This window comes from Sphingobacterium griseoflavum, from assembly GCF_014653155.1.
GTDB classification, from domain to species: Bacteria; Bacteroidota; Bacteroidia; order Sphingobacteriales; family Sphingobacteriaceae; genus Sphingobacterium; species Sphingobacterium griseoflavum.
The window spans coordinates 219,398-234,498 of the sequence record NZ_BNAF01000005.1 but is presented as its reverse complement, the minus strand read 5'-3'; the positions used below and the strand labels follow the sequence as shown (position 1 = coordinate 234,498).

The 15,101-nt window shown below is 45.0% G+C and carries 15 protein-coding genes; 8 read left to right on the top strand and 7 right to left on the bottom strand.

The genetic code is table 11. From position 1 onward, the window contains the following. The gene (locus IE165_RS08370) at window positions 1-729 is read left to right on the top strand and encodes an MIP/aquaporin family protein (RefSeq protein WP_189626152.1); all 729 of its coding nucleotides are present in this window, start codon (window positions 1-3) and stop codon (window positions 727-729) included. 8 nt (window positions 730-737) lie between these two features. On the opposite strand, the gene IE165_RS08365 is transcribed toward IE165_RS08370, so the two are convergent. After that, on the bottom strand, window positions 738-908 hold the full coding sequence (locus IE165_RS08365) for a hypothetical protein (protein ID WP_189626151.1): 171 nt from the start codon (window positions 906-908) through the stop codon (window positions 738-740). Between the two features lie 263 nt (window positions 909-1,171). On the opposite strand from IE165_RS08365, the gene IE165_RS08360 reads away from it, so the two are divergent. Both IE165_RS08360 and IE165_RS08355 read left to right on the top strand, forming a co-directional pair. Beyond that, entirely contained in the window at window positions 1,172-2,443 is a 1,272-nt protein-coding gene (locus IE165_RS08360) for an aminotransferase class I/II-fold pyridoxal phosphate-dependent enzyme (RefSeq protein ID WP_189626150.1), read from the top strand. 200 nt (window positions 2,444-2,643) lie between these two features. Then, complete coding sequence (locus IE165_RS08355; RefSeq protein WP_189626149.1) at window positions 2,644-3,168, top strand: YceI family protein; 525 nt, start codon at window positions 2,644-2,646, stop codon at window positions 3,166-3,168. A 76-nt stretch (window positions 3,169-3,244) separates the two neighbouring features. Here IE165_RS08355 and IE165_RS08350 read toward each other — a convergent pair whose 3' ends face one another. From IE165_RS08350 to IE165_RS08335, 4 genes are all read right to left on the bottom strand, one after another. Further along, entirely contained in the window at window positions 3,245-3,958 is a 714-nt protein-coding gene (locus IE165_RS08350) for a pirin family protein (RefSeq protein WP_189626148.1), read from the bottom strand. Window positions 3,959-4,040: 82 nt separating this feature from the next. Further along, entirely contained in the window at window positions 4,041-4,943 is a 903-nt protein-coding gene (locus tag IE165_RS08345) for an aldo/keto reductase (RefSeq protein ID WP_189626147.1), read from the bottom strand. Next, window positions 4,930-5,610 carry a BamJ family beta-barrel-assembly machinery protein gene (gene bamJ / locus IE165_RS08340; RefSeq protein ID WP_189626146.1) on the bottom strand — a complete coding sequence of 227 codons (681 nt, stop codon included), beginning with the start codon at window positions 5,608-5,610 and terminating at the stop codon, window positions 4,930-4,932. The genes IE165_RS08345 and bamJ overlap by 14 nt, the downstream gene beginning before the upstream one ends. Before the next feature lie 5 nt (window positions 5,611-5,615). Then, a complete protein-coding gene (locus tag IE165_RS08335) occupies window positions 5,616-6,602 on the bottom strand; it encodes a glycosyltransferase family protein (RefSeq protein ID WP_189626145.1) in 987 nt (328 codons plus the stop codon). A gap of 112 nt (window positions 6,603-6,714) precedes the next feature. Here IE165_RS08335 and IE165_RS08330 point away from each other — a divergent pair, with 112 nt between their 5' ends. Next, window positions 6,715-7,653, top strand: a complete 939-nt coding sequence (locus tag IE165_RS08330) for a zinc dependent phospholipase C family protein (protein ID WP_189626144.1) — start codon at window positions 6,715-6,717, stop codon at window positions 7,651-7,653. A gap of 198 nt (window positions 7,654-7,851) precedes the next feature. On the opposite strand, the gene IE165_RS08325 is transcribed toward IE165_RS08330, so the two are convergent. Together IE165_RS08325 and IE165_RS08320 are read right to left on the bottom strand one after the other, a co-directional pair. Next, window positions 7,852-11,394 carry a M1 family aminopeptidase gene (locus tag IE165_RS08325; protein WP_229826455.1) on the bottom strand — a complete coding sequence of 1,181 codons (3,543 nt, stop codon included), beginning with the start codon at window positions 11,392-11,394 and terminating at the stop codon, window positions 7,852-7,854. Between the two features lie 91 nt (window positions 11,395-11,485). Next, window positions 11,486-12,370 (bottom strand): ABC transporter ATP-binding protein, encoded by an 885-nt coding sequence (locus tag IE165_RS08320; protein WP_189626142.1) that lies wholly within the window; start codon window positions 12,368-12,370, stop codon window positions 11,486-11,488. Between the two features lie 176 nt (window positions 12,371-12,546). On the opposite strand from IE165_RS08320, the gene IE165_RS08315 reads away from it, so the two are divergent. The 4 genes from IE165_RS08315 to IE165_RS08300 all read left to right on the top strand — a co-directional run bounded on the left by IE165_RS08315 (window position 12,547) and on the right by IE165_RS08300 (window position 15,056). Next, window positions 12,547-13,089 (top strand): hypothetical protein, encoded by a 543-nt coding sequence (locus IE165_RS08315; RefSeq protein ID WP_189626141.1) that lies wholly within the window; start codon window positions 12,547-12,549, stop codon window positions 13,087-13,089. A 3-nt stretch (window positions 13,090-13,092) separates the two neighbouring features. Beyond that, complete coding sequence (locus IE165_RS08310; protein WP_189626140.1) at window positions 13,093-14,046, top strand: DUF4407 domain-containing protein; 954 nt, start codon at window positions 13,093-13,095, stop codon at window positions 14,044-14,046. Between the two features lie 53 nt (window positions 14,047-14,099). After that, window positions 14,100-14,393 (top strand): DUF4342 domain-containing protein, encoded by a 294-nt coding sequence (locus IE165_RS08305; protein WP_189626139.1) that lies wholly within the window; start codon window positions 14,100-14,102, stop codon window positions 14,391-14,393. A 111-nt stretch (window positions 14,394-14,504) separates the two neighbouring features. Further along, window positions 14,505-15,056 carry an NADPH-dependent FMN reductase gene (locus IE165_RS08300; RefSeq protein WP_189626138.1) on the top strand — a complete coding sequence of 184 codons (552 nt, stop codon included), beginning with the start codon at window positions 14,505-14,507 and terminating at the stop codon, window positions 15,054-15,056. Window positions 15,057-15,101 lie beyond the last annotated feature (45 nt).

Sequence of the window (15,101 nt, the reverse complement as noted above, 5' to 3'; positions counted from 1 at the left end):
ATGACCCCATTTTTTGCAGAGCTTATCGGTACCGGTGCCATGATTTTGTTAGGCGGCGGCGTGGTGGCCAATGTGGTGCTCAAAGATACCAAGGGCCACAACGCAGGTTGGATGGTAATCAGTACCGCTTGGGCAATGGCCGTTTTTGTTGGTGTCACCATTGCAGGCCCGTACAGTGGTGCGCATCTTAATTGTGCGGTAACCCTGGCCAACCTCGTGCTGGGTAAACTCGACGTCCAAACATCGATGATGTATATTGCCGCCCAATTTATCGGAGCCATGCTCGGCGCGGCGCTCGTTTGGCTGGTATATAAGGATCATTTTGGGCGCACGGAAGACGCAGCTACAAAGCAGGCGGTTTTCTGCACGGCGCCAGCCATCCGAAATCTTCCGATCAACCTGATCAGCGAGATTATCGGCACGTTCGTGCTCATTTTTACTATCCTCCATTTTACGGAACCGATGATGAGCGACAAGACGCCAATAGGCTTAGGCTCCATTGGCGCTATTCCCGTCGCGTTTCTCGTTTGGGTCATCGGTCTTTCTTTGGGAGGCACAACGGGTTATGCAATCAATCCAGCACGCGATCTAGGGCCACGAATTGTACATACCTTACTGCCAATTAAGAACAAATCGAATTTTGACATAGCCTATGCTTGGGTACCGGTGGTAGGCCCAATTATAGGATCGTTACTTGCGGTGCTACTATATCTACTGATATCGATTTGATCGCATGATCATCGTCCTTTTTCAGCAGCCTGCATGCGTCGCAGCAAGCGCATAACGTAAATAAAAAACAGAAAAAAAACAGCAGTCAATGCTGCTAGCTCGGGCATACTGTCCGTGTTTACGTTCCATGTCGTGATAAATAGAACGAACGTGATGGTCAACAAAAAAATAGGTTTCATAATTTGTAATAAAGCTTAGACAAGTATATGCATTAAACGTAATATCGTCAAAATTTTTGATAAATTTTCGCTAGTATTTTTTTAAAAAAATGGATTGAAATGCCGAGCGCTCCCTCGCATACGTTTGCTAAGGTTAAATAGCGATTGTCAATTGGCTGCTAATAAAAAAACTGTTCTCAATTTATGATTCCAGCCCTATAATTTCAATAAAAAGCTGTAATTTGTTGTAAGATTTCCCAGGCAACATTGAGAACTCACGAATCATGATCAAAAAAACCGACTATCCAAAATTAACCTTCAAGGACTTCGAAAATATTGCTGGTGCGTCGATAACGCAACGGGCAGAAGCTTTTGACGACTTCCTAAATTACCTCGACGCGAACGGCAGGCTTAACTACCGGCTGGAAAACAAAACAGGATGTGCAAACGCATTGTATCTAAAAGGTAACGCCATGGTTAAAGAGGGCGGTTATGTCAACTTTGTATCAAACGATTATTTAGGTTTCACACAGCACGCCAAAATCAGAGAAGCCGCTATAGCTGGCATTCTAAAGTTCGGGACGGGGGCAGGTGCATCACCCGCTATCGGAGGACACTATAGCTATCATCAAGAACTAGAAGAAAAAATCGCAGGCTTTTTCGGACGCAAAACAGCAATGCTCTACACAACGGGTTACACCGCAAACAGCGCTACAATACAGGCTTTATTAAAAAAGGAGGACATTGCCATTTTGGATATGGGCGTACACGCAAGCATTTACGAGGGTTGCCTAAACACCAACATAAAGACTTTTCAACACAACAATATCGAACATCTGGAAGACATTTTGAAGCGTTATCAAAACATCTATCGAAATAAATTTGTGATTATCGACGGGGTTTATTCGCAGGATGGCGACTTGGCACGTATTAAAGATATCTTGACACTCGTTAGGCGTTATGGGGCATACCTCCTTATTGACGACGCCCATGGCGTCGGGGTGCACGGCAAAACCGGACGTGGGGTATTGGAGAAAGAAGGCCTGCTGGCAGAAGACGACATCATTATTACTGGCGTATTTAGTAAAGCTTTTGCCAGTCTAGGCGGTTACGTTGTGGCAACGCCTGAGATCATACGTTTGCTTAAATTCCAGTCGCGGCAACACCTTTTTTCCGTAACGATGCCACCATCGCTCGCGTATTCTGCCCTCCGCGCGATCGAACTCTTGGATGAAGAGCCGATTTGGATGGAAAAACTCTGGCATAACATTGCCTACTACAAAAATGGGCTACTTGCGATGGGTTTTGATATCGGCAAAACGGAGTCTGCCGTTATCCCTGTGAAAATTGGTGATCCTGCATTAACGGCAAAAGCCACCAACATACTATTTCAGCACGGAATATATGCCAATTGTATTATGTATCCCGCCGTAGCAAAAAAAGACGCCCGTATCCGGATGTCGATGATGGCCACCCATACGCGGCAACAGTTGGATCAAGCATTGACAGCCTTCCGATGGATGAATCAAACACTGGACATAACGAACAGGAATTAATCATCTTAGTGCATGTCACTCCTTTTGTAAAAAAGTCGTTATCTCTATCACTTAGTTAATCTACATAACAGTATCTTAGTCAAACAAATGCAGGTGAAGAACTAGTACGGTATGCAATTTTCTTATCCTACATCAATGCACTCGTAAATTTTATGCATGAAATTTGATTCATCATTAAAAACAGAAAACACAATAAGATTATGGCAACATGGAATTTAGATAAAGCGCACAGTGAGCTTGAATTCAAAGTCAAACACATGATGATATCCAATGTCAAAGGACAGTTTCAAGACTTCAATGTCACGGTTGACACGCAGTCGGCCGACCTGACCGGCGCACAAGTTACGGTTGAAATAAAGACCAATTCAATTACAACTAAAAATGAGCCGCGTGACCAACATTTGAAAAGTGACGAGTTTTTCAATTCCTCGACATACCCCGATATCACCTTCACTTCCACAGAGATCACAAAGGTTGACGATGATGAATTTACTCTGCAGGGTGATTTGACAATTAAAGGCGTTACTAAACCTGCGGTGTTCACTGCTGAGTTTGGTGGTCTGGCGAAAGATCCATGGGGCAATAAGAAAGCCGGATACACCGTCTCTGGAAAAATAAATCGCCAAGATTTTGGATTGACTTGGAATGCGGCGCTGGAAACTGGAGGCGTGATGGTCAGTGAAGAAGTACGCTTCCATGCCGATGTGCAGTTCGTATTGGCTTAGGTGAAGAAAAAACCGGTTAAAAAAAGCGTAGCAGTTAAGACCATCTGCTACGCTTTTTCTTTGGGATAGGATAGCGTTAGATCAAGGGCACTTCCATCAACAGGAACTCCGCATCGGCCGTGGCCCTGATGCTTATCTGTTGCGCATCCGTAATGCCGAGTCCATCTCTGTCTGCCAATATCCGTCCATCCACTTCTATCGTTCCACTTAAGGTAAACACGTATAAACCAGTGCCTTTTCCTTTGAAGCTGTAAACCTGCTCCTGCCCCACATCGAAATGTGCCAAGCTGAACCACGCTTCCTGATGCAACCAAAGACCTTCGTCATCAGGCGAAGGCGAGATGACCTGCTGTATGGTATTATGCCTGTCCTTGGCATCCAAGGTCAGCTGATCATATCGAGGTTCCACATTTGTTGCGTTCGGTATGATCCAAATTTGCAAAAAACGAACCTCTTGATCTTTGTTTTTATTGTATTCACTATGGGTAATCCCCGATCCGGCGCTCATCACCTGCACATCGCCATGGCGAATCACCTCCACGTTGCCCATGCTGTCTTTATGCTCTAGATCGCCCTGCAAGGGGATGGAAATAATCTCCATATTATGGTGCGGATGCGCACCGAAGCCCATACCTGCTGCCACCTGATCATCGTTTAAGACGCGTAAGGCGCCGAAGTTCATTCGCTCGGGATTGAAATAGTTGGCAAAGCTAAACGTGTGCTTAGAACGTAGCCATCCGTGATCGGCATATCCGCGACTTGCGGCCGCATGAAATACATAATTTGCCATAAGTAAACCTTTCTTTTGTTAATTACAATACAAATATGCTTCAAAAACGTCGCCCCCGCATTGATATAGGATAAGAAATAGCTTATCGGTGCTCCATATACGCTAAACGTCGCAAACCGCTAGTCAAGTCGGCCAATGCGGCTGAAGAGAATGGCATTAGTTTTTGGCTCGCCGCTTGCAGATCCCTTATTTGTGCCAACGTACGTACACCTACTACCGCTACATCTACGACATCTTGGCTCAGCACATAGGAAAGTAACACCTGCAACGTGGACACACCCAACTTTTGCGCCAATCGCTCTACACTGCGTTTGGCATGTCCCACCTCACTGGACGTCAACTGCAGATATTGCTCCAAGGGCTTATCGATCAACAAGCCTTGCGTCAGTGCGCCGCGACTAATCAGGCCAATCCCATTTTTCTGCAACATTGAAAAAACATCTTCCGGTCGCCTATCAAGCAGGCTATACTGCATCATTACACTCACGATGTTTGACTTTTCGGCATAAGCACCGATCACGTTGGGTCGAATAGAGGATAAACCATAGTAGCGTATCTTCCCGGCGTTGACAAGTTCTTCAAAGGCTTCAATGATTTCTTCAATAGGATCGTCAATAGTGCCGCCATGCAACTGATAAAGATCAATACGATCAGTGCGTAGCCGCGAAAGCGATGCTTCCACAGCCTTGATGATGTAGGGCTTCGACGCTTTCCAGTCCCAAGTGCTGCCATCCGAACGCCATTGATTACCAACTTTCGTCGCAATAACTACTTGATCACGTACTGAACGAAGCGCCTGACCGATCAGTTCTTCATTCATGCCACGCTCATAGAGATCGGCTGTATCAAAATAATTGATGCCCGCGTCTACGGCCTGTAGCAAGATTTCGGTATTATGCTTTGTCGTGCCGCCCTTCAGCGACATGCCACCAAGGCCGACCGGCGACACCATCAACGAGGAACTGCCCAGTCTAGTTAACTGCATTATTATCCTTTATTCCTAACAACTCGATCTCAAACACCAATGCGCTGTAGGGGGGAATATCGCCTCCAGCTCCGCGCTCACCATAGCCCAGCTCCGATGGAATATACAGCCTGTATTTAGATCCTACCGACATCAAAGGAATCCCCATTTGCCATCCTTTTATCACGCGGTCCAACCCTAGATCTATCGGCTCTCCCCTTTCATAGGAACTATCAAACACCTTTCCATTAGCCAATGCCCCTTTGTAGTGAACCGTCACCTCGTCGGTAGCCGTTGGTTTTGCACCGCTACCTTCTTTCAACACCTCATAGTAGAGGCCGTCGCTGAGGTGCTTCACCTCGGCCTTATTTTTTATGCTTTCAAAAAAAGTCGTTTCTTCTTTTTTCAGCAGGCTCGCTTTCTCTTCTGCGGCTTTTGCAAAAGCCGCTTTAATAATGCGGATACCTTCTTCCTGGCCGATCAACCTGTCAGCACCTTTCACACCGTCATTCAAGCCTTTTAAAAAGCTTTCCGGACGGATATTCACTCCATTGCTCGCCAAAGACGATCCCACATCAATACCAAGAGCGTAAGACACCGAATCACCAGCCGATTTCAGATCCTGCGCATGTCCCGCTGCAGTCTGTATCAGGGCCAATGCCAATACGCCATATCCAATCTTCTTCATATTTTTTACTTATGTTTTTCTACAATTTTTGTCACGATCTCCCGCGTTTCGTCGGGGTAGTCGACACGCACTTTATTTTTACTATTTAACCACGCCTCCATGGCATATTCATATTTTCGCTTCAGACTGTTTATCACCGGCACACCCATCTGCTCTAAAGCTGCTGCATTAAGATGTTGTTCATATTGATTTTTCATGGGTACTACCAGTAGCTTTTTACCCAGATACAGCGCCTCCGCCGGCGTTTCGAAACCAGCACCACATAAGACCCCCGCTGCATCGGCCATGCTCTTCACAAAGCTGTCGCTCTGAATCGGGTTAATGGTCACATTTTTCAATGTAAACTGCCTCTTGTTATGTTTGGAGTATACGTCCCACTGAATATCCGGAAACTTCGACAAATGTTTCAATAGATGCGCATCGTCATAAGAGGGCAAGTAGACGGTGTAATGTCCCAAATCTTTTGGTTCCAGTTGCCGGATAGATTGCCGGATGACCGGTGTGAAAACATTCTTACTGTAAGCCTTAAAGTGAAAGCCATAAGAACTGCTCGCAGGCGCGTAGTTTTTCATGATAAACTTACCCAACATATCCTTTTCATCGGGTTTCGGGCTAGCCGCATCCAAGGCGCCAATTTGATGGCTCAAGCCAATACAGGGCACGTCGCGGGTTTGGCAAGCCCAAGCAGAAATAGGCTCAAAATCATTGATTACCAAATCGTACTGTTCTACCGGAAGCTGATTGATTTCCTGTACAAACTTGCGTACCGTAGAACTCATAAAGGTACGCCATAAATCCACACCGCCCGACTTACCGAAAATAAAGCTTAAGCCGTGTAGCCGATATTTCACCTCAAAAGGCAGTTGGATGTCTGCCTGTATACCGCTGACCAGCACATCAACTTCACCCAGCTCCTGCAAAATCGGAATGATGTCCAAGGCACGGCATAAATGCCCGTTTCCCGTACCCTGAACCGCGTAGAGTATTTTCATAACTGCTTTTTTTCTCCGCTCCAAAGTACAAATTTTAAACCTAAAACGGATGTAACAAAAGAGGAGATTTACAGAATTTTGCTTAAATTTAATGGGAATAAGCAAACCAATTATGTATAAAATAACATGCTTCCTAAGCATACCCTTGATCCTATTGCTTTCCTCTTGGGGATTTTTTGCCCATAAGCTTATCAATCGGCATGCCGTACACACACTCCCCACGGAGCTAGCAGCGTTTTACAAAAAGAACATCCACCTTGTTACAGAAAAAGCTGTCGATCCAGACAAACGATGTTACGTCGACACGTTAGAATCTCCACGTCATTATATTGATATCGACGACTACGATAGCGGACAGATCGATTCCATACCGATCCATTGGTCAAAAGCTAAAGAAAAATACCAGGAGCGTCAACTACGCGCGCATGGTATTATCCCTTGGCAGATCCATCTTACCTACCAAAAGCTGGTCAAAGCATTTCGCGAACAAAGCGTGCAAGGCATCATCCGACATTCTGCCGACCTTGGCCACTACCTGGCCGACGCCCATGTGCCACTACATACAACGCGAAACTACAACGGCCAATATACTGGGCAAATTGGTATCCATGCCTTTTGGGAAAGCCGCATTCCGGAAATGTTTGCCAGCCGCTACAAGCTGTTGGTCGGTAAGGCCACCTACATCAAAAGCCCCCTAGATACCGCTTGGCTCATCGTTAGAGAGAGCCATGAGCGCGTAGCGGCTGTACTTGCTATCGAACGGCAGCTTGCTCAAGAATTCCCGAAAGATCAGCAGCGCAGCTACATACACCGCAACAATATGCTGATGTATACCTATTCTGACGCCTACACCAAAGCGTATCACCACCGTATGCAAGGAATGGTCGAACGTAGAATGCGGGCATCGATCCGACGAATTGGATGCTATTGGTTCTCGGCGTGGGTAGACGCCGGACAACCCAAACTTGATAGCAAGCGCAAGATTGATGCGATGCAAGATACGGTAGAAATCACAAACAGAAAGATGTTAGGCCGCGACGAATGGCATTGATGGTACGAGACCCCGAGCGAGAATAAAGCAAAAAAAAGCCGTCCAAAAAGATCATTGATCGACTTCAAAATGCGCCATGCGAGGACGTATGACGAAGCAATCTGCATTTTTATTTTCTAAGATTGCTCCGCCGTCGTTCCTCCTTCTCGCAGTGACGAAAGGTAGTTGCTTTTATCTTCTTTATACCGCCTACATCATTTAAAGTGTTTTCCGGTTATCATCGGAATTGGTATCGATCAACTTATTATACGGATCGACGCCAACCTCTTTGGGCAGTTCGGATACGATCAACGAAACCTTGTTGTTGATCTTCGTCACCTTGTGCCTCGCCATATAGATCTCGTTATCGACATCAGCATTACCCTGTTTCTTCGACTCGCCGAATACCGCGATATCTACATAATCCTGCAGCGGTAATGATTGTAATTCTTTTTTTCCAACCTTTTCTTTCAATGCCTGTCCTTTCACATCCTCGTAAGCGCGTTTCCCCTTATCGTCCGTGCGGTACTTCTGAACTTTGAACGTTATATCGACCTGATATTTATCGTCAGACAACTTCTTGTACGTCGCCGTTTCCACATTATTGTCATAGACCGTTATTGTTTCATACATGTCTTTGATGAGGTACTTCAAGGAGTCTGGCGTATGTTGCTTCAGCAGATCCACAAATTCCAAAGATGTGGTGTAGGGTGCCTCTTGAAAAGCTACATGCGAGACATAGTCTTTCAAAAAACTGTTGAATTTCTCTTCCCCCATAAAGTCACTCATGGCATACATCACGACAGCTCCTTTATTGTAATGGATATACTGTTGATTTTCGTTGAGAATCAGTGGATTTTCTTTAAATGGTTCATTGCCGCGCCCCGTAAGATAGCTATCAAGCGACTCTTTCAAAAATTTGCGCATTTGAAAATGACCATAAGTCTTCTCCAATACTTTGAGCGAACTATATTCTGCCATAGACTCCGATAACATGGTAGATCCCTTGACGTTTGCTCCGATCACTTGGTGCGCCCACCACTGATGGGCAAGTTCGTGCGAAATCACGCTATAGGGATAATCCACGGCGTTGGGATTTCTATCATCCACATGAGCGATAAAACCGATCCCTTCCGAAAACGGAACCGTATTGGCAAACGCCTGGGCAAAGGTGCCATGCGTTACTGGAAATTCGATGATACGCATTTGGTTGAATTGATACGGGCTGAACGAGCTGCCATAATATGCTAACGATTTCTTCATCGATGCCATCATGCGATCCAGGTTGTACTCATGTCCCTTGTGGTAGTATATTTCCAGGTTAATACCCTGCCAATGCTCCTTTTTTACTTCGTAGCGCGCGCTGATGAACGAATAAAAATTGAGCATCTTTTGATCCATTTGGTAATGGAAAAAGTGGCGATTGCCTTCTTTCCAATCCTTCTGGAGGATTCCTGGCGCAATAGCTATCTGATCGGCGTCCGTACTCACCACCGTTTCAAAGCGTATCCAATCGGAATCGTTGGCAATGTAGGTATTTTGCCGTGCTTTCTTATCCGTAGGTTCCGCCATCCGATCGCGCGCGGGTAAACCATATTTTTTGCGCACATCATTGTCCAGTAGTTCGACGCCATCTTGGTAACCTATGCTCGGGAAAGAACTATTGTTAACAAAGGTTCCATTTTCCAAAATAACCGAGCGATCAAATAAAAAGTTGTTTGGCTTATTTTTAACGTGGGAAAACAATTGTATGCTATCGCCAGGCGCCATTGGACGATCCAGTTTATAAATATCAAAATCTGCCAAACTATCTTTTAAGACCAATTTGGCTCCAACAAGGCGCATGGAATCCACCAGATCATTGTAGTTGATGAAAACAGAGTCAATGGCGACCGACGACTTGTTCTTTAATACGTAGTCTACCTTGGCCACAAAATCACGCTTGGAGGGATAGATATCCATCTGTACCTTTACCTGCACAATACGAGGCTGCGCCTTGCCTTGGTACTTTTTGTATTTCTTTTCATAATCCACCTGTTCCTGCTCTTGCTGCTTGGCCGACACATAGCGGTCAACGATATTCTTCTCTCGGTAGATGGCAAATCCCAAGGATATGAAAAGCAATAGCGCAGTCAACATCGGGATATAGATCGCCGCTGTCGCTCGGCTTTTTGCGGTTAACCAACGATCTTTGATGCTCGAAATGATACCACGGCGCCAAAATAATAGCGTAATGCCGCTCAGAAAAAGCACAAACAGAAACCAATACACCTTGTACCAAATATAATGTCTTACGTCACCGTAGCCATTCATATCCGAATAGCTGTAGCGCGGCCCTTGGTTGAATTTAAAAATAGACTGTTCCAGACCAACTTTGGATAGCATAGGCATCACCATAACAATCACCAAGCAGACAAAAAATCCGATGTAATAGTTTTTGAAAAAGGCATGTATGAACAGGGCGAACAGGATCAACAAAACATAGTTCAACATATCCAGCACGAAAAGCTCATAGAGGTAATGTCCAATTTCCACCTGAAAATATCCTTTCGAAATTTGGTATCCAATACCTGTCAGCATACTGACGAACAGCACGAGCAAAGTGATCTTGAGCATGGCAATAAACTTCGAGAGGAACATCGCCCAGTTGGGGATAGCCGTCGCATCGACCAACAAGTTCATGCGCGCCAAACTCGCTCGTTGCACCAACAGTCCTGAAAACAGGTATATAATCAACGTCAGGAAAAAGCTGTAAATGCTACCGGTGTTGCGCAGCATCATCCAAGTGACGGGATAGGTTTCCGTCCCATATAGCTGTCCCGCTGAAGAGGTCATCACCGCCACCATCAATACCGCAAATATCATCATGATGATGAATACCCAGTTTTTGATGATGTACTTAAAATCGTGCTGTGAGAGGTTCCAAGCCGTTTTCAAGGAAGAAAAAAATGAATAATTCAACTTTACCGTTGGAAGGTTGACCATCATGATGCTTCCAAAATTGTTTTTAGTCACGCGTTTTGATGCTTTTGTCTTGCCCACTTGCAGTCCTGCATAGGAGAAGCTGAAAGTCAGGTATATCGTAGCCAACACAGCTAGCCCCAATCCCCCCCAGATCAATCTGTTGTAAAGGATCGCCCCGCGGAATGGAATGTTGTTTACGTTTTGTTCGTCCACGGTCCAATATTTGGTTTCGTAGCGCATTGCATCGAAGCCAAAAGGGTCAATCAAGGAGGCAAAAAACTCATTATCCATATTGCTACGCAACTGCCCTAGGAAAGCGTCCAGCACAAAAAGAAAAATAATGAATATAAAACCGATGTAGATATTTCGTGTATAGGTAACTAATGCAAACACTATGGCTCCAAATAAGATTAAGTTTGGAATGACGAAATAGAAATACGCCTGTAAAAAAGACCATGGGTGATTGGGACCCAGCAACTCTGGATTTACATTGGGGAGCAACTGCGCCGCCAAGAAACCCAGCGTTGTCATGCACACAATAAGCACGGTAACCAAGAGCGAGCTCAGAAACTTAGCGGAGAGGTACGATGTTTTATCCAACGAATAGGAATAGAGCACATGATGGACGCCATACCGGAAATCACGATAAATGGAGGCTCCCACGATAGTTGGAAGAACAAAATAAACGAAAATCGATAACGCATTCAACATACCGCTCACACTCATTGGCGAATTGGCGTATACCGGGCTGGAGGTCGTCGCCGTGGCCTGATCCAAAACGCCTAAGCTACTACCCATGGTAAAAAGTGCGAATACAAAAAAAAGGGCTCCGTAAATGTAAAACGCAGGATTCTTAAACCAGCGTTTTAGCTCAAATGTAAAAATGGCCTTAAACATGTACGACTTCCTGCTTTAGGTTTACGAAATAAACATCTTCCAATATGGGCTTAGCGTCGTGCACCGAATCATCCGGCTTCACTTCATGGTACATCCTTATGTTCAATGAGTTATCAGGATTATAATTGGAAGAAATCAGATTGTAGCGCTTGTTCTCTTCCTCAAAATCGACGCGATCGATGGTTTTTGTCCATATTTTGCCCGCCAACATATCTTGTCCCTGCTGCGCTGTACCGCGATACAACACTCGACCTCCGTTGAGGATCGCCAGTTCATGGCATAGCTCCCGTACATCATCCACAATATGGGTGGAGAAAATAACGGTATTGTCCGTGCCTATTTCACGCAGCACATTTAGGAAACGCTGACGTTCCGCGGGATCCAATCCAGCCGTCGGTTCATCTACAATAATTAGCTGTGGCCTATTCAGCAACAATTGCGCAATACCAAAACGTTGCTTCATCCCCCCGGAATAGCCGCTTACACTTTTATCCCGCACATCAAACAGATTGGTAATCTCCAATACCTCTTGAATAATTTTCTTCCGGTCACTTTTCACGGTTATGCCCTTCAGCTGCGCAAAGTAGTCCAATAGCTCTTCGGCAGAAATATTTGGGTAGACACCAAATTCTTGTGGGAGGTAGCCCAACACTTTGCGCAAACCCATTTTATCGTTTAGCACATCGATATCGCGAAAGCGGATACCACCGGCATCCGGTTGTTGCAGGGTAGCAATGGTCCGCATCAGCGACGACTTGCCCGCCCCATTAGGCCCCAATAGGCCAAACATCCCCTTCCCTATTTCAAGGTGAATATTGTCCAGCGCCTTCACGCCATTTTTATACGTTTTTGTTAATCCGGTTATCTGTAAACTCATCGGCTAAAGTTTTAGTTTTCTACATTAGTAGTGCTATTAACTATTTTGTTACAGACTTTTCGACATTTTTTCACCGACGTTCTTTGGGCTTTCGCCTAATTTTTACGACCACTCACCTAAAATAGCTGTCAGAAATACCTCTCGGCAACTTACTTTGCCAAAAACAAGCAATAACGATGGGATGGTTTTCAAAATTTAATAAGAAGGAGCTATCGGCAACACCGATAGAGCCAACAGCACTGACGCCCGACAGCACATCGGTACCTAAGGTAGATCACAACCAGCTGAACGGTGCCTCTGTACACGATAATCAAGGTATATTTTTGATCTATGCCTATCTGCAGCAGGATTTCGAAGGTCGCGGCTTCAACGACGCCTTGATAAGCCCGGACGAAGGTTACAAAAACGATAACCTGCGCCTGATAAAATATGATTTAGAAATCCTTATACACCAAGTGAAGACTTACCATGAGTCGCTGATGAAAGATTTGGAATTTCATATACATTCCCGCGGACGCGCGGGCCTAGTAGATCTTGTAGAAGAGCTTAAGATCAAGCAGACCGACCTGCAGGCACATATTGCCAAAGTTGCCGCTTTTGAAAATTCTTTGGAAACGGACACCGGTCTATGTGAACGCGCCGTATTGGCCTACAAACGTGGTTTTATGAAAGGGATGGCCTCCATCACACAAACGTATTTATTATCCAAAAAATTTTAGCACATGAAAGACTGGTGGTTGAAATTCGGCTGTTTCCTAACGGGATTTAATTACAATCTCGTAAAAAATTCCAGTGAACAGTCGTCAAAAAACGTAAAAAAATATACCTCAGCCATGCTGCTGATTACCTTGGTTTGGTTTTTCATCGGTTACAGCTTTGCTACGCGATACCTCCACTTCGGCATGGTGGGCGGCCTCGCCGGTGCCCTGTTGATGTGTTTTGTCATTATACAGATCGAGCGCATCATTATCCTATCCACCAAGGTAAGCGCCTGGTCCAGTGGTTTCCGTATTCTGCTGGCCGTGGTGATGTCTATTCTGGGTGCCTTTATTATGGATCAAATAACCTTTAAAGACGACATCGAGCTCCGCAAGGCCCAAGTGATGGACGAACGGGTTAAACTGGCCGTCAAGCAATCTGAAGCGGATCTGCAAAAACAAATAGCCGACTTGGACAGCTTGATCGCCTCGGCCACAAAAAAATACGATGCCGTAAGCCTAGACCTTAAGAAAAACCCGGTCATCGTCACTACTTACACCAACAAAAGTGTAACAAAAGACAATACTGGCAAGGAACTTAATAGCACGCAGACTACCAATCGTTCGGTCATGGAGAACCCCAAGAAATTGGAAATGGAGCAACTGCATAAACAAATTGAAACACTGCAGACCAAGAAATTTGAGTTGGCAGCCTCCATTACAACCATCAAAGAGCGCAAAGAGAACGAACTGAAAGCGGCCACCGGATTTTTGGACGAGCTTACCTTGCTGCACGATGTGGTCACCTCGTCAAAAATTGGTATATTCGTTTATTTGCTGTTTATGCTTTTCTTCTTGGCCATAGAACTGTTTGTGCTCGTCATGAAGCTGACCGACCGGGAATCGGATTATGACAAGCTTTTGCAGCATCAAACCAACATACGGATGCAGATGCTGGAAAAGCTGCAGCTTCCGTAAACAAGGTAAACATAAAATTGTTGTATTATTAAATGTATTAAAATAGAATCGTTATGTCAATTAAAGAAACATTTTTCGTCAATGGCGAGAACCTCCTGAAGAAAATCAAAGAAATTATTGCCGAAGGGAATGTCACCAAGATCAGCATATCCGACAAATCGGGCAAAGAGTTAATGAGCTTCCCGGTTACCATCGGTGTGGTAGGCGTTGTATTTGCCCCTATATTTGCTGCTATCGGCGCTTTAGCGGCTTTGTTGACCGAATGCAAAATCACGGTAGAGAAGCAAAGAGATGACACTCCACCTCCTGCCGATAAGCAAGAAGGAACAGTCATTGAAGTAAAATAGCCATCATGCCGGAGGAGCCCGCTGTGCCCCTCCGGTATCTTTTAGGTTCGGCCGTTTTATCAAAACTTAATGGCGCCATCATTGTTCCCTAAGAAAAAGAAAGGAAACATTATGGCAGAAAAAACAATAGGTATACTTGTCGGCTCTTTAAGAAAAGAGTCATTCAGTAAGAAAACCGCAAATTTTCTTATAGCGAATGCACCGAGTGGCTACACCTTCGAACTGATCGAAATTGGCCAACTCAGTATGTATAATCAAGATTTCGACGAAGAAGGCAGTCCTGCGGAGTATAAACCGTTCCGTGATAAGATCAAATCATTGGCAGGCGTTATCTTCATTACGCCAGAATACAACAGATCGGTCCCAGCTGTCTTAAAAAATGCGCTTGACGTAGGCTCACGTCCTTACGGCAGCAGTAGTTGGGATGGAAAACCGGCGCTTGTCATTTCTACTTCGATTAGTAATATCAGCGGTTTCGGCGCCAATCATCACCTTCGGCAATCGTTAGTCTTTTTAAATATGCCGACTCTTCAGCAACCGGAAGTATATATTGCCAACATACAAAATCTATTTGATGACGAGGGTCATCTGAATAGCGAGGAAACATCTAAATTCTTAAAGGATGTGCTCGCAGCATTTAAGGCTTTTGCAGCGAAATTTTAATGCCTAAATTCCCGTTGGGTCAATTTCGTTTAAAAGCACGTGGGC